Origin of the sequence: Neobacillus canaveralius (assembly GCF_047237705.1) — a bacterium.
In the GTDB taxonomy this organism is placed as follows: domain Bacteria; phylum Bacillota; class Bacilli; order Bacillales; family Cytobacillaceae; genus Neobacillus; species Neobacillus niacini_K.
The window spans coordinates 1399499-1421837 of sequence record NZ_JBDFLL010000001.1; the positions used below are offsets into that span (position 1 = coordinate 1399499).

The following is a 22339-nucleotide window of genomic DNA, read 5'->3' on the forward strand; positions in this document are numbered from 1 at the left end:
TCTGATAATTGTTTATAATAGGACTTGAAAGCGCATCCTTTTTTACATAAGTCACATATATATGCTAGATTACTTGTAAAGTAACTTTTTATTAAATAAAAGTTATTCCGCTTGTTGGTTTTTTTCCGAGCAAGCGCTCAATCTAGTTATTGTTTAAAAAGAGCGCTAGTCATTCATATTTGAAATGAAGATTTTCTTTCAACATAGCTGTGACCAATTAACAGTTTCAGCTGATAAAAATACTTCTTTTAACAAATGGCGGGTAATGGGGAAATTAGAATGAAAAGGAGAGATTTTCTATGACAGTAACTCGAGGCCTTGAAGGGGTAGTGGCAACAACTTCTTCCATCAGCTCAATCATTGATGATACGTTAACCTATGTTGGTTATGACATCGATGATTTGGCTGAGAATGCGAGCTTTGAAGAAGTAATTTATTTATTGTGGCACCGCAAATTACCAACTGAGCCTGAATTAGCAGAATTAAAAAAACAGCTATCAGAAAATGCAGCACTTCCACAACAAGTGATTGAGCACTTTAAGATGTACCCTATTGAAAAGGTTCATCCAATGGCTGCACTACGTTCCGCTGTTTCCTTACTGGGTCTTTATGACGAAGAAGCTGACACTATGGATCCAGAGTCAAACTATCAGAAGGCAATTCGCCTTCAAGCAAAAATGCCTGCCATTGTCACAACTTTTGCACGTGTTAGAAAAGGTCTTGAACCAATTGCGCCTAGAACTGATTTAAGCTTTGCTGCTAACTTCCTTTACATGTTGACTGGGAATGAACCTGATGAAATCGCGGTTAATGCAATGGACAAAGCCCTTGTATTACATGCTGATCATGAACTTAATGCCTCAACCTTTACAGCTAGAGTTTGTGTAGCTACTTTATCAGATGTATATTCTGGTGTAACTGCAGCAATCGGAGCGCTTAAAGGACCATTGCACGGTGGTGCAAATGAAGCAGTAATGAAAATGCTTAAAGAAATTGGTACAATTGAAAACGTTGAGCCATATGTTCGTGGAAAACTTGAGAAGAAAGAAAAAATCATGGGCTTTGGTCACCGCGTTTATCGTTCAGGCGATCCTCGTGCTAAACATTTGAGAGCTATGTCCAAAAAATTAACGGAGTTGACAGGTGAACCGCATTGGTATGAAATGTCTGAAAAAATTGAAAGCATTGTTACCGGTGAAAAGAAATTACCGCCAAACGTTGATTTCTACTCAGCGTCCATGTACCATAGCTTAGGCATTGACCATGATCTATTTACACCAATCTTTGCAGTAAGCAGGGTTTCAGGATGGCTTGCTCACATTCTAGAACAATATGATAACAACCGATTAATTCGTCCGCGTGCTGAATATACAGGTCCTGGCATGCAGACATATGTACCAATTAATCAAAGAGGTTAATAAATATTTACTTTTTTCAAAAAAATTGTTCTAATAGGATTGTGGGAAAAGGTTAAAGAGTCAAATCTTTAACCTTGGACTCAATCTCTTTAATACGAAAAGGGACAAATGATTGATACATACCTAGGAGGGAGAACAACTATGCAAGGCGAAAAAATCACAGTAACAAACGGAGTATTAAATGTACCAAACAATCCAATTATCCCATTTATCGAAGGTGACGGTATCGGACCAGATATCTGGGCAGCTTCCGAGAGAGTGTTAAATGCAGCAGTAGAAAAAGCTTATAAAGGCGAGCGTAAATTAGTGTGGAAAGAAGTACTAGCTGGAGAAAAAGCTTTTAACCAAACTGGTGAATGGCTTCCAAAAGAAACTCTTGATGTAATCAATGAATATTTGATTGCCATCAAAGGGCCATTAACAACTCCTGTTGGCGGCGGTATTCGTTCATTGAACGTTGCACTTCGTCAAGAGTTAGATCTATTTGTATGCTTGCGTCCGGTTAGATGGTTTGAAGGTGTTCCTTCTCCTGTTAAGCGTCCACAAGATACTGATATGGTTATTTTCCGTGAAAACACTGAAGATATTTATGCAGGAATCGAATACGAAAAAGGCTCAGAAGCAGTTAAAAAAGTAATCGACTTCCTACAAAACGAAATGGGTGTAAAGAAAATCAGATTCCCAGAAACATCTGGTATTGGTATTAAACCAGTTTCTGAAGAAGGTACAACTCGTCTAGTACGTGCGGCTATTAATTATGCAATTAAAGAAGGTCGTAAATCTGTTACACTTGTTCACAAAGGGAATATCATGAAATTCACAGAAGGCGCGTTCAAAAACTGGGGTTATGAGCTTGCTGAAAAGGAATTTGGTGATAAAGTCTTTACATGGGCTCAATATGACCGCATTAAGGATGAGCAAGGTTCTGAAGCAGCAAACAAAGCACAAGCTGATGCAGAAGCAGCAGGAAAGATCATCGTAAAAGACGCGATTGCCGATATCTTCTTACAACAAATCCTTACACGTCCACGTGAATTTGATGTTGTAGCAACAATGAACTTAAACGGAGACTTCATTTCTGATGCTCTTGCTGCGCAAGTTGGCGGAATTGGTATTGCTCCTGGAGCGAACATCAACTATGAAACAGGACATGCGATTTTCGAAGCAACACACGGTACTGCACCTAAATATGCAGGCCTTGATAAAGTAAATCCTTCATCCGTAATCCTATCAGGTGTATTACTACTTGAGCACTTAGGATGGAATGAAGCAGCTAAAATGGTCATTAAATCAGTTGAAAAAACGATTGCTTCTAAAGTAGTAACATATGACTTTGCTCGTTTAATGGATGGAGCAACAGAAGTTAAAACATCTGAATTTGGTGATGAATTAATTAAGAACATGGAGTAATTGAAAGCTAGTGCACCTAGACGATGAAACTTGACAAGGAAAATCAGGGCTGTTTTCGAACAGCCCTTTTTTCGAATAACGACAATAATACTTTCAAAGGGGAGAGTTTAAAATGTCATTAAAGCGTAAAAAGGTTTCCGTAATTGGCGGCGGTTTCACTGGTGCTACAACTGCATTCTTACTTGCACAAAAAGAATTAGGCGATGTCGTTCTCGTTGATATCCCTCAAATGGAAAATCCCACTAAAGGAAAAGCATTAGATATGCTTGAAGCAAGTCCAGTTCAAGGATTTGATTCAAACATTACAGGTACATCCAATTACGAAGATACTCGTGATTCTGACATCGTCGTAATTACTGCTGGTATTGCGCGTAAACCTGGAATGAGCCGTGATGATTTAGTTCAAACAAACCAAAAGGTGATGAAAAGTGTTACTCAGGAAATCGTAAAGTATTCTCCAAACTGTATAATACTTGTATTAACAAATCCAGTTGATGCAATGACGTATACTGTATTTAAAGAATCAGGATTCCCTAAGAACCGTGTCATTGGCCAATCTGGTGTACTAGATACAGCTCGTTTCCGTACTTTCGTTGCGCAGGAATTAAATCTTTCTGTAAAAGATATTACCGGCTTTGTTTTAGGCGGACACGGAGATGATATGGTTCCACTTGTTCGTTATTCTTATGCTGGCGGTATTCCATTAGAAACATTAATTCCTAAAGAGCGTTTAGAAGCCATTGTTGAGCGCACTAGAAAAGGTGGCGGTGAAATCGTCAACCTTCTAGGAAACGGCAGTGCTTATTATGCTCCAGCAGCGTCATTGGTTGAAATGTGTGAAGCAATTTTAAAAGACCAGCGCCGTGTTCTTCCTTCCATCGCTTACCTTGAAGGAGAATTTGGATACGAGGGTATTTATCTTGGAGTTCCAACAATCCTAGGTGCAAAAGGAATTGAGAAGGTTATTGAGCTTGAACTAACTCTTGAAGAAAAAGCGGCTTTAGACAAATCCGTTGAGTCCGTTCAAAGTGTAATGAAAGTTTTAGTGTAAATGATTAAAAATTCGGGGAAAAGCTTCCTCGAATTTTTTCTACTACATAAATGAAACCGTTTACAAAGGAGCGTAACGAAATGCTTTTAGGAAAAAAGAGAAAGTTAGGCAGAGAAATTAAAGAAATGTCAGTAGGAGAAAAACTGGCGTTAACCGAAAAAGTGGAAGATAAGGATATTCTTCTGTATTTAGGGTTAACCGATGATGCGAATCCACTCTTTATTCAGCATGATTACGCAACCCAAACACCTTATAAAAAACCGATTGTTCCAAGTATAATGCTGACGGGCATGATTACTTCCGCCATTTCAAAGTATTTACCCGGACCTGGAAGCCATGTTTTAAGTCAAGACATCCAATTTCCTAAGCCTGTTTATCATTATGCAACGGTTCAGTTGCTGCTAGAGGTTGTCGAAGTAAATCATGATGATCACACAGTGATGATGACGGTGGTTGGAACAAACGAAAAAGACGAAGTAGTGATTAATGGGAACCTGAAAGTTTGTCCTCCTCATCGCTTAGGCGGAATGGATGCAAATGTGTTAGATAATTTTTAATTACTTAAGGAATGTAGCTCACATTCCTTTTTTTTGTTTCAAGGGTCGATAGTGGGTATTCTTTTTTATCTATATTATAATGGTGGAAGGTGGCAAAATAGACAAAACATTCGGAGGTTTTTATGAAAAATAAGGTACTAGTTGTAGACGATGAACAATCAATTGTAACTTTGCTTCAATATAATTTGGAACAAGCCGGTTTTGAAGTAGTAACGGCAATGGATGGCTTAACGGGAAAACAATTAGCTGAAAGTATAGCACCTGATATCATTGTTTTAGATCTTATGCTTCCGAAAATGGATGGAATCGAAGTATGTAAGCAGCTTCGGCAGCAGAAAATTATGACTCCAATCTTAATGTTAACAGCGAAAGATGATGAGTTTGATAAGATTTTGGGGCTAGAGCTTGGTGCGGATGATTATATGATTAAGCCATTTAGCCCAAGAGAAGTGGTGGCACGGGTAAAGGCTATTTTAAGAAGAATTCAAATACAAACCAACAGTAATGAGGAGGAACAACAGGATAGTTCTGATATTGTTATTGGAAACCTTCAAATTATCCCGGAGAAATATGAAGCCTATTTTAAAAATCAACAATTGGAACTGACCCTAAAGGAATACGAATTACTTCATTATTTGGCACAGAATAAAAATCGCGTGTTAACACGTGACCAATTATTGAGTGCGGTTTGGAATTATGAATTTGCTGGCGATACTCGTATTGTAGATGTTCACATTTCACATTTAAGGGAAAAAATTGAAGAGGATACGAAAAAACCTGCTTATATCAAAACTGTCCGTGGACTAGGCTATAAGCTTGAGGAGCCGAAAGGTGAATGACAAAATTCCGAACAAAGCTTCTTCTTGCACTAATTTCTTTACTTATAATCGGGTTAGTCGGACTTGAAATATTACTTGGACAACTTTTTAAAGGCTACTACCTTAATACATATAATGAACGTTTAGATAAAGAAAGTAATCTTTTAAGCTTGCATATTGAAAATAACGGTGGCGTGAATTCATTTAATCAACAAAAAATAATGGAAGTAAGCAATATTCTAAATGTGAGGCTTGCCATCACAGATACAAAAGGGACAATACTATTTGACAGCGAAGAAATGAGTCCTTCTAATATAAATGGGATAAAAGAAATTATTAATGAGGTTTTAAAGGAAAAGCAAAAAAATAAAACGAAGCTTGTTGAGCGTGAGGAATACGACTTACACTATTCCTGGAAACCAATAAAACAATCAAATGAAAATGAAGGTTATTTGTTCATTTTTACTAAAACGAGTGAACTTAAACAAGCATACGGGCAAATTTGGTGGATTCTTTCTATTAGCCTTCTAATGGTTTTTATTGTCTTTATATATCTTGGATACAGAATAACTGGAAGGTATACAAAGCCAATAGAAGCTGCTACGAATGTGGCAATTGAGCTGGCAAAAGGAAATTACCGGGCCAGAATAGAAAGTAATAAATTAAATGAAACGAGTATGTTGAGTACTTCAATCAATGTTTTGGCCCAAAACCTTCAAGAAATGAGTAAAGCTCAAGAAATACAGCAAGATCGTTTAAGTGCATTAATTGAAAATATGGGTGCAGGACTTCTATTAATGGATAGCCGTGGCTACATCAATCTAATTAATAAGGGGTACATCGAGATTTTTCATGTAAACTCTTCTAACTACTTAGATAAATTGTATTATGAGGTTATTGAGCATGAGGAAATTTGCAATATCATAGCGGATGTTTTCAGGACAGAACAAAAAATTAGAAAACATCTCCTTCTCCCATTGGAGATTGAGAGAAGATACTTTGATGTTTACGGTATACCGATTATAGGAATAAATAATGTGTGGAAAGGGGTTTTACTCGTTTTCCATGATATTACTGAAATTAAAAAACTAGAAGTAATGAGAAAAGATTTTGTGGCAAATGTGTCACATGAATTGAAGACACCAGTTACCTCTATAAAAGGTTTTTCAGAAACGCTATTAGATGGTGCAATGAATAATCAAGATACGCTAGAAGCATTTTTATCGATTATTAATAAAGAAAGTGACCGAATGCAGTCGCTTATTCAAGATTTGCTCGATTTTTCTAAAATTGAGCAGCAGGAATTTAAATTGAACATCCAGAACTTTGACCTGTTTAAATTAATCAATGAAGTAATCACCATGCTTAATAAAAAAGCAAAATCAAAAGATATTGGTCTAGAACTTGAGTTCCAGAGGGAAGAATTATATATACAAGGAGACCATGACCGCTTAAAACAGGTATTTATAAATTTGATAAGTAATGCAATCTTGTATACCCCTCCAAAAGGATATGTAAAGGTTTCGCTGTTCGATCACGAGAAAACAGTGAAAATCCATGTGAAAGATTCAGGCGTAGGAATAAAACAAGAAGAAATTCCACGTATTTTTGAACGATTTTATCGTGTTGACCGTGCAAGAAGCCGGGACTCTGGCGGGACAGGTCTTGGATTAGCAATTGTAAAACATTTAGTTGAAGCACATCACGGAAACATCTCGGTGAGAAGTACCCTTGGTGAGGGCAGTGAATTTATCATCGAACTGCATAAATATATGAATTAACCGGAAAAGGGGTAATTGGATGGAAAAGAAGAAATTAGTATTAATAGACGGGAATAGTATCGCTTACCGTGCATTCTTTGCACTGCCCCTGCTTAATAACGATAAAGGCGTACATACAAACGCAGTTTACGGTTTTACCATGATGTTGAATAAGATTATGGAAGACGAAAAGCCAACTCATATACTAGTTGCATTTGATGCGGGCAAGACAACATTTCGTCATGCTACCTTTGGTGAGTATAAGGGCGGTAGGCAGAAAACACCTCCTGAATTATCGGAACAATTCCCGTTTATTCGTGATCTTCTTGACGCATATGGTATCCAGCGATATGAGCTTGAGAATTATGAGGCTGATGATATTATTGGAACGCTTGTCTTATCTGCTGAACAAGAAGGTTATGAAATAAAGGTTATATCAGGAGATAAAGACTTAACGCAGCTTTCCTCGGATCATACCACTGTAGGAATCACTCGTAAAGGGATTACCGATATTGAAGAATATACTCCAACACATGTTATGGAGAAGTATGGTTTAACTCCGGAGCAAATTATTGATATGAAGGGGCTAATGGGTGACCCTTCAGATAATATTCCTGGTGTACCAGGTGTCGGTGAGAAAACAGCGATCAAACTGTTGAAGGAATTTTCAACTTTAGAGAATTTACTAGAATCAATTGATCAAGTAACAGGAAATAAGTTAAAAGAAAAGCTTGAAGAATTTAAGGATCAAGCAGTAATGAGTAAGCAGCTTGCCACGATAGAAAGACATGCACCAGTCGAAGTATCTGTAGAAAATGTTGCTTATGAGGGTTTTGAAAGAGAAAAAGTGGTTGCACTGTATAAAGAGCTTGGCTTTCATTCCTTATTAGAAAAATTAGGTGGAGACACTGCAAGCACTGAACAGCTTGAACTTGAAGAGATAGAGTATATAACCCCTGATGTGATTAGTGATGATTTGTTTGCGGATGATAATTATTTCTATGTTGAAATGCTAGATGATAATTATCATTACGCCGATATCATTGGTTTTTCGCTTGTAAATGAAAAGGGATATTATTATTTTCCAACTGAATTAGCCATAAAATCCGATAGTTTTAAAAAGTGGGCTGAAGATGAAACTAAAAAGAAAACAGTCTATGATGCGAAGCGTTCCGAGGTAGCTTTAAGAAGGTACGATATCCATCTAAAAGGGGTAAATTTTGATACGTTAATGGCGTCTTATATTATTAATCCTTCTGAAACCATTGATGATATTTCAACGATTGCAAAAAAATATGGGGTAAATATCCAATCAGATGAGTCGTTTTATGGAAAAGGGGCTAAGCGGAAAATACCTGAAGCAACGCTTACAGCTGAGCACCTTGTTCGTAAAAGTCTTGCGATGTTTGATTTAAAACAAAAATTGGAAGACGAATTAAAAACAAATGAACAATATGAATTATTTACTGATCTTGAAATGCCACTGTCACTCATTTTAGCTGATATGGAATCCTGCGGGATCAAGGTAGATAGGGATCGTCTACAAAGAATGGGCGGCGAAATTCATGATAAGTTGATCGAAATTGAAGGTATTATCTATGAGTTGGCTGGTGAAAAGTTCAATATTAATTCAACCAAACAATTGGGTGTCGTTTTATTTGAAAAATTAAACCTGCCATCCTTTAAGAAAACAAAAACAGGCTATTCAACATCAGCAGATGTTTTAGAGAAATTAGCAAATGACCATGAAATCATTGAGCATATTCTTACTTACAGACAGTTAGGCAAGCTCCAGTCCACTTATATTGAAGGTTTACTCAAGGTTATTAATCCTAAAACAGGTAAAGTTCATACACGATATCAACAGACATTAACCGCAACAGGCAGATTAAGCTCCATAGACCCAAATCTGCAGAACATTCCGATTCGATTAGAAGAGGGTAGGAAAATCCGCCAAGCATTTGTACCATCGGAACCAGGATGGATCATTTTTGCAGCCGATTATTCGCAAATCGAGCTTAGAGTTCTTGCAGACATTGCTGGTGATGAAAAACTTATTCAAGCCTTTAAGGATGACCTTGATATTCACACAAAAACGGCGATGGATGTATTCCACGTAAATGCGGATGAGGTAACATCCAATATGAGAAGGCAAGCCAAGGCAGTTAACTTCGGGATTGTCTATGGCATAAGTGACTATGGTCTTTCACAGAGCTTAGGAATTACGCGTAAGGAAGCTGGTCTGTTTATTGACCGCTATCTTGCAAGCTACCCTGGGGTTAAGGATTATATGGATGACATCATTCATTCAGCTAAACAAAAGGGTTATGTATCTACCCTTCTGCAAAGAAGAAGATATATCCCAGAGATTACACATCGTAATTTTAACATCAGAAGTTTTGCTGAAAGAACAGCCATGAACACCCCAATCCAGGGAAGTGCTGCCGATATTATAAAAAAAGCCATGATTGATATGGCAGAAGCGTTAAAGGATTATGGGTTAAAAACAAGACTATTGCTTCAAGTGCACGATGAACTTATTTTCGAAGCACCAGAAGAAGAAATCGAAACACTCAAGAAACTAGTTCCAGATGTCATGGAAAATGCCCTCGAATTAAAAGTGCCATTAAAAGTAGACTATTCCTATGGCCCAACATGGTTTGATGCAAAGTAGAAAAGCGGAAGCGCCTTGGCGCTGCAGCTAGACAGCAGTAGGGGGATTTTTATGCCAGAATTACCTGAAGTAGAAACCGTCAGAAAAACGTTAAAAATGCTTGTTTCAAATAAACAAATTGAAAATATAACCGTCCACTGGCCGAAAATCATTAAAAATCCAGTGGAGGTGGAACAATTTATTGACGCTCTTAAAGGAGAAACAATTGAGGACGTCGGCAGAAGAGGAAAGTTTTTAATCATTTATACGACTACATTTGCCCTCGTTTCCCATTTAAGGATGGAAGGGAAATATGGGCTTTATCCAAAAGAAGAACCCTATGATAAACATACTCATGTTATCTTTCATTTTACCGATGGTAGTGAATTGAGATATCGAGATGTTCGGAAATTTGGAACCATGCACTTATACAAAAAGGGGGAGGAATTTCAAAAACCTCCACTTATTGACCTTGGACCAGAGCCTTTTTCAGAGGATTTCACGAAGGAATATTTATCGGATAAGCTGATAAAGACGAACAGAAAGATAAAGCCTGCACTCCTTGATCAAAAAGTATTTGTTGGGCTTGGAAATATTTATGTGGATGAGGCCCTGTTCCGTTCTGGAATACATCCAGAACGGATTGCAAACTCTTTGAGTGAAAAAGAATTAACATTGCTTCATCAAGAAATTGTTAAGACATTAGATGAAGCAGTTAAAAAAGGCGGAAGCACGATTCGCTCCTACGTAAACTCACAAGGGGAAATTGGAATGTTTCAGCTCGAATTATTTGCCTATGGCCGTAATGGGGAAGAATGCAAAAGGTGTGGAACATCATTGGAAAAGATGAAAGTAGGAGGACGAGGTACTCATTTTTGTCCTAAATGCCAAAAACTTTAATCTTTAGAAGTGAGATGACAATTTAATAACAAAGGATAGGCTCCTCCCATATACTATCGTAGTGATTGACGGAAGGAGCTCTAGACATCATGTTTCAGTTCTCACTTCTCCTGCTGGCTTTTGCTCTCAGTCTTGATAGCTTTAGCGTAGGGTTTACGTATGGACTTAGAAAAATGGTACTGCCGCTTAAATCAGTTCTCATCATTGCAACCTGTTCAGCGATTTCTTTAATGATTGCTGTGTCAATCGGCCATGGCCTTGAAAAAATTTTATCTCCGGATATAACGGCAAGCCTTGGGGGTATTATTTTAATCGGTCTCGGTGCCTGGGTTTTATATCAATTTTTCAGGCCAGAGAAAGAAAAGGACGCTGAACTGCTCGAACATGAAAAGCTGATTATTAATTTTGAAATCCGCTCATTAGGGATTGCTATCAATATTCTAAGAAAACCAATGTCAGCTGACTTTGACCGTTCGGGCACCATCACCGGAATTGAGGCATTCATGCTCGGCTTTGCCTTATCCATCGATGCGTTTGGTGCTGGGATTGGTGCGGCGATGCTTGGATTTTCTCCTCTTTATCTAGCCGCCAGCGTTGCAGTTATGAGTTCATTATTTCTTGTTTTAGGAATAAAAAGCGGTGCTTTTTTTCATAAATTTAACTTGGTCCAAAAGCTTACCTTTATACCAGGGATTTTATTAATAATCATTGGAATAATGAAATTATGAATTTTTATGGGAAAGGAACAGAGTATGTCACTAGTAATCGGACTAACAGGCGGAATAGCCAGTGGAAAAAGTACAGTTTCCAATATGTTAAAAGAAATGAACATCACTGTTATTGATGCAGACGTAGAAGCCCGCTTAGCTGTTGAAAAAGGAGAACCCGCCTATCAAAAAATTGTTACTGAATTCGGTAATGATATTTTACTAACTAACGAGGAAATTGATAGGGTAAAACTCGGTTCCATCATTTTTCATAACGCTGATAAACGACAGCTCTTAAATAGCATTGTTCATCCTGAGGTAAGAAAAAGGATGAATAATCAAGTCGAAGCAGCCAGGGAACGCGAGGAACAAGTGATTATCCTCGATATTCCACTGCTGTTTGAAAGTAAACTAACGCATATGGTTGAAAAAACCATCCTTGTTTATGTTGATAGAGACATCCAGTTAAAAAGACTGATGGAAAGAAATGAATTATCACTAAAGGATGCAGAGGCAAGAATAAAATCACAAATGCCTCTTTCAGAAAAAGTAGCCATTGCCGACGCCGTCATTAATAATAATGGCGCTATCACCGAAACAAAAAAACAGGTAATTGAGGTTTTAAACGGCTGGGGAATAACAAGACTTATTTAAGAAGGGGCCATCCCTTCTTTTTTATGCTCTCTAAATCTAAAAACCAGTGAGATTGTTCCCATAAACCAAGTATTTGCTAATTACGGTAACAACGATGGCGGGATAGTGCCGATAAATTAAAGCACCGCAGATTACGGGAACAATAATGGCGGGATAGTGCCGATAAATTAAGGCACCGCAGATTACGGGAACAATCTGGATGGGATAGTGCCGATAAATTAAGGCACCGCAGATTACGGGAACAATAATGGCGGGATAGTGCCGATAAATTAAAGCACCGCAGATTACGGTAACAATAATGGCGGGATAGTGCCGATAAATTAAGGCACCGCAGATTACGGGAACAATCTGGATGGGATAATGCCGATAAATTAAGGCACCGCAGATTACGGTAACAATAATGGCGGGATAGTGCCGATAAATTAAAGCACCCCAGATTACGATAACAATCCGCCATGGATTATGCCCTAGTGTTTATCGATGATGTGACCCAATAGGTATCGATAGAGAATTCTAGTTTAGCTCATTACTCATAATAAATTTCTTTTGTATTCCCTATTGCTTTGAAATTTTGATTAAGAATTCGCCTAATTGTTTTTTTGGAAACAATCGCTTGAGACCATTCATAAACAAGATTGGTTGTTAGCTTAATCTCCGGAAACAGAATTTGCAATTCATTTACACTGCGCATTATTGCTGGTTCCACTCGCTCTTTAAACCCGCATTTACAGGTTAGTATCGTTCTAGAGACAGAAACATCAAACGAGTGGCAGGACCCACAGGTAATCCCTTTTTCCACTGTGTAATAATGATATTTTGGTAATCGCGCATACGGGTTTTCGGTTTTATGTAAAGAAACTAACAGGTCTGCAAGTTTATGGTGCTTATCGCTTAATTTAGAGGGCATTTTATATAGCTTTTTAATAAAAGAATTAACTTGTGTTGGTAGGATAATCTGTGGATTTGGTGATGGTTGAAATAAGGTAAATTCGGGGTTATTGAATACGAGAAAAGCATCAGTGGGATAATTATATCCATATTTTTGAAGTAATTGCCGGAATTCTGAATGACATCTACTTAACTGTAGAATAGGATCCTTCTTTTCACTTCCAGCTGTTGTTTTAAACAGGCCATCTACATAACAATATTCTCCTTCATAATATTTGATATCAATAAGATAAATTCGTCCATAGAAGATAATCAAAGTGTCAATTTGGAAAACTGTTTCACCAAATTCGAGTAACAAATCATTAATAACCAAAGTATCTAAGTCACGTATTAAACAGTCAAACTTCAATTCCCCTTCATAACCCTTCTCTTTGTTAGAAAGTTGCAGCTTTTCTTTCTCCGATAATTTCGTTCTGTAATTCAAAATTCTCAAGATAACCAATTCTGCAGGTATAGGTCGTTCTCTTTTAAACATGTTCCACTTCCTTTCTTAACTCTGATTCTATCTAACTTTTTAACCAAATAACATGGATGTTTTGTTAAATATGTTAATAAGTTACCTGAATTGTAAAACATTTTTAAAATTCCGCACTTTATATATAACATATTCAACTAAATATGTTATACTAATTACATCGAAATAAGTTAAAAAGTATAACGTATTAAGGAAGGGGCCGTGAAATGAAGGCGAGAATTGCAATAAACGGTTTTGGGAGAATTGGAAGGATGGTTTTTAGAAAAGCGATCCTTGAAAATACGCTTGATATTATTGCTATCAATGCAAGTTACCCTGCAGAAACATTAGCACATTTAATAAAATATGATACGGTTCATGGACAGTTTCAAGGGGATATTATCGCGCTGGATGAAGAGCTAATTGTAAACGGTAAACGAGTGAAATTATTAAATAATCGGAACCCTGAGCAGCTTCCATGGAAAGAGTTAAATATTGATGTCGTGATTGAAGCGACTGGTAAATTTAACTCACGAGACAAAGCAAGTCTGCACTTAGATGCAGGAGCAAAAAAGGTAATTATTACTGCACCGGGCAAGAACGAGGATATCACCATTGTTATGGGTGTAAATGAAGACAAACTAGACATCACTCAACATGATGTTATTTCGAATGCGTCTTGTACCACAAACTGTTTGGCACCTGTGGCAAAAGTATTGGATGAAAAGTTTGGAATTGAGAATGGATTAATGACAACGATTCACTCGTACACAAATGACCAACGAAACATTGACAACCCACATAAAGATTTGCGGAGAGCCAGAGCATGTGGACAATCTATCATCCCAACCACAACTGGGGCGGCTAAAGCGTTAGCGCTGGTACTACCCCAGTTAAAGGGTAAGCTGCATGGAATGTCACTTCGTGTACCTACACCAAATGTTTCATTAGTGGATTTAGTAGTTGATTTGAAACAAGATGTCACAGTGGATGATATCAATCAGGCCTTTTTAGAAGCAAAAAATGGTCTATTAAAGGGCATCATTGACTTTACGATGGAACCGCTTGTATCCGTTGATTTTAATACAAATCCGTACTCAGCCATCATTGATGGATTATCAACCATGGTCATGGGGAACAGAAAAGTGAAAGTGCTTGCTTGGTATGATAACGAATGGGGCTATTCCTCCCGCGTCGTCGATCTTACCTTATATGTCGCACATCTAATGGCGAATTCAAATCAAGTAAAAGTTGGATAAATTCTCTAAAAAATACTGTCGACTGACAGTATTTTTTTGTAGCTTTCAAACATTTGTGCATAAATTAGTTTGTAATATGTTTTTTGATTTGAGGAGATAAGCCCTTTAAACACAGACACTGTAAAATTTTAGAATAGTAGGTTGCAAAAGAAATATAAACTTAGTATACTAGTCATCGTGAACTTCTTGAAATTGGTAGCGATTAATTACTTAAAGGGTTAGGACCTCTCTGGACTAACTTTCCCCCGTGGTAATTACACGATACTGTTAGTAAACGATTTCAAGAATGAAACAAAAATGTTTAAAGGGGGAAAAATGAATATGGAAACAATGGGGCGACACGTGATCTCTGAATTATGGGGATGTGACTTTGAAAAATTGAATGATATAAATTTTATTGAACAAACTTTTGTCGACGCAGCTCTTAAATCAGGTGCAGAAGTCCGCGAAGTAGCATTTCATAAGTTTGCACCACAAGGCGTAAGCGGTGTGGTCATTATTTCTGAATCCCACTTAACGATTCACAGCTTCCCTGAACATGGATATGCTAGCATTGATGTATATACTTGTGGCGATTTAAATCCAAATGTAGCAGCTGATTATATTGCTCAAAGCTTAAATGCGCAAACACGCGAGAATATTGAAATTCCACGTGGTATGGGTCCTGTTCAAATAAAACAGGCAAAAGCTCTATAATTTTTAAATAAAAAAGCGATGAGGGGTGTATTTATAGTACACCCCTTTTTATTTTTTTCGTAAAGTATTGTAAAATTAGATAAAAGACTTTTATTGGAGGCGCATATGTCTATACTTGGTAATTTATTTATTCGTTTTAGAAAGCAAGTCGAAACATCAGATCATCAAAAAGATAGTTCCTTAGCTACCCGTTATTATAAAGCAACTTTCAACCAGCTTTTTCAATCCGTCGAAGATTTATTTCGCCAGGATGCAGATTGCCGAATCGTTACGGTTTCAAAAGACCATGGTGAGATAGCCGTTGAGATTAACAAACCGATTCCTTGTTTTCTAATTGTTACAGTAGTTTCTGTAAGAGGAATGGAAACAGCAGTAGACTTTAGTATTTCTTCCGATAAATTTTCTCCTATCGGATTGTACCCGGTTTTAAGAAAAAGGCTAGTTTCCTATTACGAAAAAATCGACAAATTACATACTCTTGTTAGAGTCGGAAAAAGCTCATAATACTTCTTGTGTTACCGTTTTCTTTCTAATAAGATAAAGAATGGATAGTTATATTTATGAATGGATTGATTTGGGAGTTGATCAAATGAAGTGCCCTTCATGTCAAAATTATGGTACACGTGTGCTTGATTCCCGGCCGGTAGATGAGGGTCGTGCAACTCGAAGAAGACGTGAGTGTGAAGAATGTGGATATCGTTTTACTACATTCGAGAAGATTGAAGAAATTCCACTTATTGTCGTAAAAAAGGAAGGTACGAGGGAAGAATTCAGCCGGGATAAAATCCTTCGAGGCTTGATTAAAGCATGTGAAAAGCGCCCTGTCGCCTTAAAAGAATTAGAGGATATAACCCAAGGGGTAGAAAAGGAACTGCGCAGTCAAGGTATTTCAGAAATAAAAAGTGAATTGATTGGTGAAATGGTGATGGACAGGCTTGCACATGTTGATGAAGTAGCTTATGTGCGCTTTGCTTCTGTTTACCGTCAATTTAAGGATATAAATGTTTTTATTCAAGAATTAAAGGAACTGATAAACAAGGAGAAATCCTAGGGAGCTAAAGAAAGTCTTTGGCTCTTTATTACTTTTTTAAAGGGTGAATGATATGACGCAGCATTGGCAGGAATTGATTCCGATTGACCGTTATCTTGTTACGTCAAATGGATTGCTGCATGAATACGACCGCAAAGTGCTGACCTTTTTGTATCAGCCCTTAATCGGCTCCGCTTGTTTAAGTTTATATATGACTCTTTGGGCTGAGCTTGAAGAAAATAAACTATGGTCTGAATCCTCCACTCATCATTTGTTAATGAATTTGTTAAGTGTGAATTTGAAGGATATATACGAGGCTAGGTTGAGTTTAGAGGGAATTGGTCTGTTAAAAACATATGTAAAAAGTGATGAAAGTGGACGCTCATTTATTTATGAACTTTATCCACCATTAAATCCAGAGCAATTCTTTTTAGATGGAATGTTAAATATTTATTTATATCGTAAAATCGGGAAAAATCACTTTGCGCGATTAAAACGTTTTTTTAGCATAGCTAAAAAGCCTTTGGATGAAGATTATTTAGAAGTAACCAGAGCTTTTCAGGATGTGTTTGCGTCGGCAACTCCAGGCAGTCTTCAGTATATGCAAGAGCATGCAGAAGACTTGGGGGCGGGACAGAATCAAGAATTTATTGGCCGCCAGGACCAAAAACCAATTCAAATTGATACCAATACCTTTGATTTTGAACTGTTAATGGTAGGGCTAAATGAATCACTAGTCCCTCCTAAAGCACTAACCAAAAAGGTAAAAGAGGTTATCAGTAACCTTTCATTTCTTTATGGAATCAGCCCAATTGAAATGAAAAACTTTATCTTAGGGGCAATCAATGAAAAAGATGAAATTGATATCGAGGACCTCAGAAAAGGTGCGCGTGATTGGTATCAATTTGAAAATTATGACCAACTTCCGAGTCTTATCAATAGAACCCAGCCTGCCGTCCACCAGGTCCAAGTAACGGAACCGAAAACACAGGAGGAGAAATTAATTCGTTATTATGAAACCACACCCCCAATCGTTATTTTTAAAGAACTCTCAGGCGGAGTGGAGCCTTCTGCTGCCAATTTAAAAATATTAGAGGAAGTCATGATTAAATATAAACTTCCCCCTGGTGTTGTAAATGTGTTAATCGAGGTTGTTCTTAGAAAAACAGATATGAAATTTACAAAGGGATTTGTTGATTCGATTGCAAGCCATTGGGCCCGGCTTAAAATAAAGACTGTTAAAGAAGCAATGGAAGCAGCTAGGAAAGAAGAGCGCGGCTTTCAAGAAAGCAAAAAGACTGGTAGATCCACGAAACAAAAACCAATTCGGACAGAAGTATTACCTGATTGGTTTGATGATAGCAAAAAAGCAAGTGTTAAAGCAGATACAAAAGAGCAAAACACAGAGCTTGAAGCGAAAAAGCGTGCGATTGAAGAAAAGCTAAAGGCATTTCGTAAATAGGTGGTGAAGGGAATTGGAAAGGATAAATCGAACAATTAAGCGATTAGCCTCCAATGAAAATTTTCAAAAGCGTTATGAAGAGCAGCGGAGGCAAGTACTAGACCATCCGGATATTCATGCATTTTTAACAGCACACCAAAATGAACTCGATCAGAATACGATCGAAAAAAGCATGAGCAAGCTTTATGAATACACGCAGCAAAGTAAAGAGTGTAATCGCTGCGAGAGTCTGGATGGATGTATAAATTTCATGAAAGGGTATCACCCTGATTTAGTACTTGTACGAAACTCTATTGATGTGGTTTATAAGCGATGCCCAAGAAAAGTGATGGCCGATGAGCAAAAGAAAAATCAAAAGCTTATTAAGAGTTTACATGTACCTCGAGATATATTGGAAGCTACCTTTGAGGAGTTTGAAGGTGACTTGGGCCGTCTTGACGCTGGGGACCGTGCCGCTACATTTTTAATGAATTATGAGGCAGGTTTAAAGCCTAAGGGGTTATACCTATATGGCAAATTTGGAGTGGGAAAATCCTATTTGTTAGGAGCTATAGCCAACGAGCTGGCTAAAAAGCAAATTCCCACGATGATTGTTTATGTTCCTGAGCTGTTGCGTGAAATGAAAAGTGCGATTGGTGATTCTACATTAAATGAAAAAATTGAAGCATTGAAAAAGGAACCCATTTTGATGCTCGATGATATTGGTGCAGAAGCAGTCTCCAGCTGGACAAGGGATGAAGTATTAGGTCCGATTCTGCAGTTTAGGATGCTTGAAAAGCTTCCAACCTTCTTTACTTCTAATTTTGACTTCCAAGGGCTTGAGCACCATTTAACCTACAGTCAACGTGGTGAAGAGGAAAAGATGAAAGCACGGAGAATCATGGAAAGAATTCGGAGTTTAAGTGACCCTGTTCTTGTTGATGGACCCAATCGCCGTGATTAAATGATAAATGCAAAGAGGATTACCGATACATTTTCGGTAATCCTTATTTTTTTTTCACAATATTGGTCCATTCATGATGTATGAACTTCTAATTTGGTCAATCCCCCCATATAAATGTAAAACAGAGTATGGGACAAAGGGGGGATTTGGTTGGCAGAAATCATCTTCCGAAGCAAGATGGATGCGAAGAGATGTTATGATCACTTGCTGAAGTGCTTACGGTATCATCCAAATAATGAAGATATTCTTCTTTTAGAAGATCGACATATAGTGAAAATTTCGGAAAGTATTGTAAGGTTTGGAGAGGTCAAAGAAGCATTCTATGAATTTATTATAAAAATTAAACGAGATGACTGGTTTAGAGCTATTCTACAAGAGCAGTATTTTTTCGAGGATCCAGAGGAGCAGGAACATATTATCGAGATTATTTATTCTGTTCTTGAAGGTCAGCGGGAGGACTTGGCCGTTTTCATTAAGGAAAATGCGGAAGAACCCAAAATTAGAGAAGCAGTGGAGGAAATCTTTCAGGACCATGACTCCTTTTCATTTGACTCCTTTTTTAAATTTCGATTGCGACCTTATTTGAAATTGCTAGAGAGTTATGTAGAAATTTCAATTGACGAATATAAAATGGAGCAAGAATATCAAATGTTTATTCAAACATTAAGGGATTTTTTAGCCAGCCGCGATCCTAAAATGGACACGCTGCACCTTTTATTTGATGAGGAAATCACCTTTTTTGATGAGCAGTTTGAAGAGATAAAAAGGGGGGAGTTGATGAAAATGATTGACCGGAAGCTTTTGTTTAACCACCCAGTTTATGTCGATTCTGCTTCAATTGCACCTTTATTATCAATCGCACCAAAGAACATTCACCTTTATACAAAAAGTCCAGAGGAACCGCTTGTAAGGACAATAAAAAACATCTTTGAAGAACGAGTGATAATAAAGTCATACAAAGGTTTGCGGCATACAAAAGAATGGATTCAGCAGAAAAACTCCGCAAAAGAAAACGGTGCTTGAAAAAATATTGAAAAAATTGTATGCTTGGTGTATTGATTTTTGAAATTAGAATCATTATAATACAATACATAGTTAATATATCAAGCAAAAGTAATGATAAGGATAACAGTATTTATTCACGGTTACCAGAGAGGGAGGACTCGGCTGAAAGCCTCCTAGCACGGATTGAATGCTTACCACCTTTAAACTTCAGCGGTGAACGCTTCTTTGAAGTGAGTAATCGTCTGACGGGAAACAGCCCGTTACCCTGTCCTAAAGTCATTTTTAAGTGTATTTTTTAAAAATGAAAAAATGGGTGGAACCACGTGTTTATTAAACTCGTCCCTTTTCCAGGGACGGGTTTTTTTATTTTTATAAGCGCTATTTGGATGTAAAAAGTCCCGTGCGCTCAAAACAAAGGAGGAAAAACCATGTCAAACGTTGTTAAGATTTCGTTTCCAGATGGAGCAGTAAAGGAGTTCCCTCGTGGAACAACAACGGAAGATATTGCCGCTTCCATCAGCCCGGGACTGAAGAAAAAAGCAATCGCTGGGAAATGGAATGGTCAATTATTTGATCTTCGCCGTCCAATCGTAGAAGACGGTTCAATAGAAATCGTTGTACCAGAATCAAAAGAAGCTTTAGAAATTTTGCGTCATAGTACAGCTCACTTAATGGCTCAAGCAATTAAAAGGCTGTATGGCAAAGAAGTAAACCTTGGCGTAGGACCAGTGATAGAAGGTGGATTCTATTATGACATCGACCTTGAGGAATCCCTTTCTCCAGAGGACCTTCCGAAAATCGAAAAAGAAATGGCGAAAATCGTTAACGAAAATATCGAAATCGTGCGTAAAGAAGTAAGCCGTGCCGAAGCTGTACAGTTCTTCAAAGCAGCCGGTGACCCCTATAAGCTTGAACTAATTGAAGCAATTCCTGATGATGAGACAGTGACAATTTATGAGCAAGGTGATTTCGCTGATCTTTGCCGTGGTGTCCATGTACCTTCAACTGGAAAAATTAAAGAATTTAAATTGTTAAGCATTGCCGGAGCATACTGGCGCGGAGACAGCAAAAACAAAATGCTTCAGCGTATTTACGGTACAGCTTTCTTCAAGAAAGAGGATTTAAAAGAGCACCTTCGCTTATTAGAAGAAGCGAAAGAACGTGACCATAGAAAGATTGGTAAAGAGTTAAACCTGTTTACTAGCTCACAATTAGTTGGTCAAGGGTTGCCGTTATGGCTTCCAAAAGGTGCAACAATCCGTCGAGTTGTTGAAAGATATATTGTTGATAAAGAGCAACGTCTAGGATACGACCATGTTTACACTCCAATTATGGGAAGCGTGGATTTATACAAAACTTCAGGCCACTGGGATCATTACCAAGAGGATATGTTCCCGATAATGGATATGGATAACGAGCAATTGGTTCTTCGTCCAATGAACTGCCCACACCATATGATGGTGTACAAAAATGCGATTCACAGTTATCGTGAACTCCCAATCCGGATTGCTGAGCTTGGAACTATGCACCGTTATGAAATGTCTGGAGCTTTATCAGGTTTACAGCGTGTACGCGGAATGACTTTAAATGATGCTCATATATTTGTCCGACCAGACCAAATCAAAGATGAGTTTAAGCGGGTTGTTAATCTTGTGTTAGAAGTTTACAAGGATTTCAACATTAATGACTATTCCTTCCGTCTATCCTACCGTGATCCACAAGATACTGAAAAGTATTTCGATGATGACGCGATGTGGGAAAAAGCGCAAAGTATGCTGAAGGAAGCAATGGATGACTTAGGCCTTGATTATTATGAAGCAGAAGGAGAAGCAGCTTTCTACGGTCCTAAACTTGATGTGCAAGTTAAAACAGCATTAGGAAAAGAAGAAACACTTTCTACTGTACAATTAGACTTCTTGCTTCCTGAACGTTTTGATTTAAATTATGTTGGGGAAGACGGCAAGCAGCACCGCCCAGTGGTTATCCACCGTGGAGTCGTGTCAACAATGGAACGCTTTGTAGCCTTCTTAATTGAAGAATACAAAGGAGCATTCCCAACTTGGCTTGCACCCGTACAAGTACAAGTCATCCCTGTTTCACCTGATGTGCATTTTGACTTTGCAAAGCAGGTACAGGAACAACTACAAAACCAAGGCTTCCGTGTTGAATTAGATGCCCGTAATGAAAAAATCGGCTACAAAATCCGTGAAGCACAAATGCAAAAAATTCCATATATGCTCGTTGTCGGTGACAAGGAAGTAGAAGAAAATGCCGTAAACGTCCGCAAATATGGCGAGCAAAAATCAGCAACAGAGCCATTTGCACAATTCCTTGAATCACTAAAGGCTGAAGTGAAAAGGGGTTAACATTCTAAAAAGCTGTGTTAAAGCGTAATATTGATATTAGCACTGTTGATTTACGCGGAAGGCACGAAGACTCCTGCAGGAGGACGGGACAGGGGAGACCCCGCAGACGCTTTAGCGTCGAGGAGGCTTCCCGAACCGCCTGCGGAAAGCGAAGTGCCTGGAGCGGAAATCAACAGCCCCATTTAGCAAAGCAAAAAAAGAAAAAATTTCTATTGAATAATTCTTCGTTTCTTGATAGAATAAATTTC

Annotated in this window: 19 protein-coding genes; 18 read left to right on the plus strand and 1 reads right to left on the minus strand. The window is 37.9% G+C overall.

Annotation, left to right across the window (positions count from 1 at the left end; genetic code table 11):
- The first annotated feature begins 299 nt into the window (after positions 1-299).
- From citZ to coaE, 10 genes are all read left to right on the plus strand, one after another.
- Complete coding sequence (gene citZ, locus ABC255_RS06860) at positions 300-1418, plus strand: citrate synthase (RefSeq protein ID WP_412992269.1); 1119 nt, start codon at positions 300-302, stop codon at positions 1416-1418.
- A 141-nt stretch (positions 1419-1559) separates the two neighbouring features.
- Entirely contained in the window at positions 1560-2828 is a 1269-nt protein-coding gene (icd, locus tag ABC255_RS06865) for an NADP-dependent isocitrate dehydrogenase (protein WP_412992271.1), read from the plus strand.
- A 112-nt stretch (positions 2829-2940) separates the two neighbouring features.
- On the plus strand, positions 2941-3879 hold the full coding sequence (mdh, locus tag ABC255_RS06870; protein WP_335529472.1) for a malate dehydrogenase: 939 nt from the start codon (positions 2941-2943) through the stop codon (positions 3877-3879).
- 80 nt (positions 3880-3959) lie between these two features.
- Complete coding sequence (locus ABC255_RS06875; RefSeq protein WP_412998500.1) at positions 3960-4436, plus strand: MaoC/PaaZ C-terminal domain-containing protein; 477 nt, start codon at positions 3960-3962, stop codon at positions 4434-4436.
- Positions 4437-4558: 122 nt separating this feature from the next.
- Positions 4559-5275 carry a winged helix-turn-helix domain-containing protein gene (locus tag ABC255_RS06880; protein WP_412992273.1) on the plus strand — a complete coding sequence of 239 codons (717 nt, stop codon included), beginning with the start codon at positions 4559-4561 and terminating at the stop codon, positions 5273-5275.
- Positions 5272-7035 carry a two-component system histidine kinase PnpS gene (gene pnpS / locus ABC255_RS06885; RefSeq protein WP_412992275.1) on the plus strand — a complete coding sequence of 588 codons (1764 nt, stop codon included), beginning with the start codon at positions 5272-5274 and terminating at the stop codon, positions 7033-7035. The genes ABC255_RS06880 and pnpS overlap by 4 nt, the downstream gene beginning before the upstream one ends.
- Before the next feature lie 19 nt (positions 7036-7054).
- Positions 7055-9688, plus strand: a complete 2634-nt coding sequence (gene polA / locus ABC255_RS06890) for a DNA polymerase I (protein ID WP_412992277.1) — start codon at positions 7055-7057, stop codon at positions 9686-9688.
- Between the two features lie 51 nt (positions 9689-9739).
- The gene (gene mutM / locus ABC255_RS06895) at positions 9740-10567 is read left to right on the plus strand and encodes a DNA-formamidopyrimidine glycosylase (RefSeq protein ID WP_412992279.1); all 828 of its coding nucleotides are present in this window, start codon (positions 9740-9742) and stop codon (positions 10565-10567) included.
- 89 nt (positions 10568-10656) lie between these two features.
- A complete protein-coding gene (ytaF, locus tag ABC255_RS06900) occupies positions 10657-11295 on the plus strand; it encodes a sporulation membrane protein YtaF (RefSeq protein WP_412992281.1) in 639 nt (212 codons plus the stop codon).
- Between the two features lie 24 nt (positions 11296-11319).
- Positions 11320-11928: a dephospho-CoA kinase gene (coaE, locus tag ABC255_RS06905; RefSeq protein WP_412998501.1), complete on the plus strand. Its 609-nt coding sequence runs from the start codon at positions 11320-11322 to the stop codon at positions 11926-11928.
- Positions 11929-12454: 526 nt separating this feature from the next.
- On the opposite strand, the gene ABC255_RS06910 is transcribed toward coaE, so the two are convergent.
- Positions 12455-13351, minus strand: a complete 897-nt coding sequence (locus tag ABC255_RS06910) for a nuclease-related domain-containing protein (RefSeq protein WP_412992283.1) — start codon at positions 13349-13351, stop codon at positions 12455-12457.
- Positions 13352-13557: 206 nt separating this feature from the next.
- On the opposite strand from ABC255_RS06910, the gene ABC255_RS06915 reads away from it, so the two are divergent.
- The 8 genes from ABC255_RS06915 (at position 13558) to thrS (ending at position 22091) form a co-directional block, all read left to right on the plus strand.
- The gene (locus tag ABC255_RS06915; protein ID WP_412992285.1) at positions 13558-14589 is read left to right on the plus strand and encodes a glyceraldehyde-3-phosphate dehydrogenase; all 1032 of its coding nucleotides are present in this window, start codon (positions 13558-13560) and stop codon (positions 14587-14589) included.
- A gap of 321 nt (positions 14590-14910) precedes the next feature.
- Positions 14911-15285, plus strand: coding sequence for an adenosylmethionine decarboxylase (gene speD, locus ABC255_RS06920; RefSeq protein ID WP_412998502.1), 375 nt, complete (start codon positions 14911-14913; stop codon positions 15283-15285).
- A gap of 105 nt (positions 15286-15390) precedes the next feature.
- Positions 15391-15789 carry a hypothetical protein gene (locus tag ABC255_RS06925; RefSeq protein WP_412992287.1) on the plus strand — a complete coding sequence of 133 codons (399 nt, stop codon included), beginning with the start codon at positions 15391-15393 and terminating at the stop codon, positions 15787-15789.
- Between the two features lie 85 nt (positions 15790-15874).
- The gene (gene nrdR / locus ABC255_RS06930) at positions 15875-16336 is read left to right on the plus strand and encodes a transcriptional regulator NrdR (RefSeq protein ID WP_045523558.1); all 462 of its coding nucleotides are present in this window, start codon (positions 15875-15877) and stop codon (positions 16334-16336) included.
- Between the two features lie 52 nt (positions 16337-16388).
- Positions 16389-17777, plus strand: coding sequence for a replication initiation and membrane attachment family protein (locus tag ABC255_RS06935; protein ID WP_412992289.1), 1389 nt, complete (start codon positions 16389-16391; stop codon positions 17775-17777).
- Between the two features lie 13 nt (positions 17778-17790).
- Positions 17791-18720 carry a primosomal protein DnaI gene (dnaI, locus tag ABC255_RS06940; RefSeq protein ID WP_412992291.1) on the plus strand — a complete coding sequence of 310 codons (930 nt, stop codon included), beginning with the start codon at positions 17791-17793 and terminating at the stop codon, positions 18718-18720.
- A gap of 150 nt (positions 18721-18870) precedes the next feature.
- Positions 18871-19743, plus strand: coding sequence for a putative sporulation protein YtxC (gene ytxC / locus ABC255_RS06945; RefSeq protein WP_412992293.1), 873 nt, complete (start codon positions 18871-18873; stop codon positions 19741-19743).
- 410 nt (positions 19744-20153) lie between these two features.
- Positions 20154-22091, plus strand: a complete 1938-nt coding sequence (gene thrS / locus ABC255_RS06950; RefSeq protein WP_412992295.1) for a threonine--tRNA ligase — start codon at positions 20154-20156, stop codon at positions 22089-22091.
- Positions 22092-22339: the final 248 nt, after the last annotated feature.

Coding starts and splice junctions, on each gene's coding strand:
- citZ (WP_412992269.1), top strand. CDS start 300: ATGACAGTAACTCGAGGCCTTGAAGGGGTAGTGGCAACAACTTCTTCC.
- icd (WP_412992271.1), top strand. CDS start 1,560: ATGCAAGGCGAAAAAATCACAGTAACAAACGGAGTATTAAATGTACCA.
- mdh (WP_335529472.1), top strand. CDS start 2,941: ATGTCATTAAAGCGTAAAAAGGTTTCCGTAATTGGCGGCGGTTTCACT.
- ABC255_RS06875 (WP_412998500.1), top strand. CDS start 3,960: ATGCTTTTAGGAAAAAAGAGAAAGTTAGGCAGAGAAATTAAAGAAATG.
- ABC255_RS06880 (WP_412992273.1), top strand. CDS start 4,559: ATGAAAAATAAGGTACTAGTTGTAGACGATGAACAATCAATTGTAACT.
- pnpS (WP_412992275.1), top strand. CDS start 5,272: ATGACAAAATTCCGAACAAAGCTTCTTCTTGCACTAATTTCTTTACTT.
- polA (WP_412992277.1), top strand. CDS start 7,055: ATGGAAAAGAAGAAATTAGTATTAATAGACGGGAATAGTATCGCTTAC.
- mutM (WP_412992279.1), top strand. CDS start 9,740: ATGCCAGAATTACCTGAAGTAGAAACCGTCAGAAAAACGTTAAAAATG.
- ytaF (WP_412992281.1), top strand. CDS start 10,657: ATGTTTCAGTTCTCACTTCTCCTGCTGGCTTTTGCTCTCAGTCTTGAT.
- coaE (WP_412998501.1), top strand. CDS start 11,320: ATGTCACTAGTAATCGGACTAACAGGCGGAATAGCCAGTGGAAAAAGT.
- ABC255_RS06910 (WP_412992283.1), bottom strand. CDS start 13,351: ATGTTTAAAAGAGAACGACCTATACCTGCAGAATTGGTTATCTTGAGA.
- ABC255_RS06915 (WP_412992285.1), top strand. CDS start 13,558: ATGAAGGCGAGAATTGCAATAAACGGTTTTGGGAGAATTGGAAGGATG.
- speD (WP_412998502.1), top strand. CDS start 14,911: ATGGAAACAATGGGGCGACACGTGATCTCTGAATTATGGGGATGTGAC.
- ABC255_RS06925 (WP_412992287.1), top strand. CDS start 15,391: ATGTCTATACTTGGTAATTTATTTATTCGTTTTAGAAAGCAAGTCGAA.
- nrdR (WP_045523558.1), top strand. CDS start 15,875: ATGAAGTGCCCTTCATGTCAAAATTATGGTACACGTGTGCTTGATTCC.
- ABC255_RS06935 (WP_412992289.1), top strand. CDS start 16,389: ATGACGCAGCATTGGCAGGAATTGATTCCGATTGACCGTTATCTTGTT.
- thrS (WP_412992295.1), top strand. CDS start 20,154: ATGTCAAACGTTGTTAAGATTTCGTTTCCAGATGGAGCAGTAAAGGAG.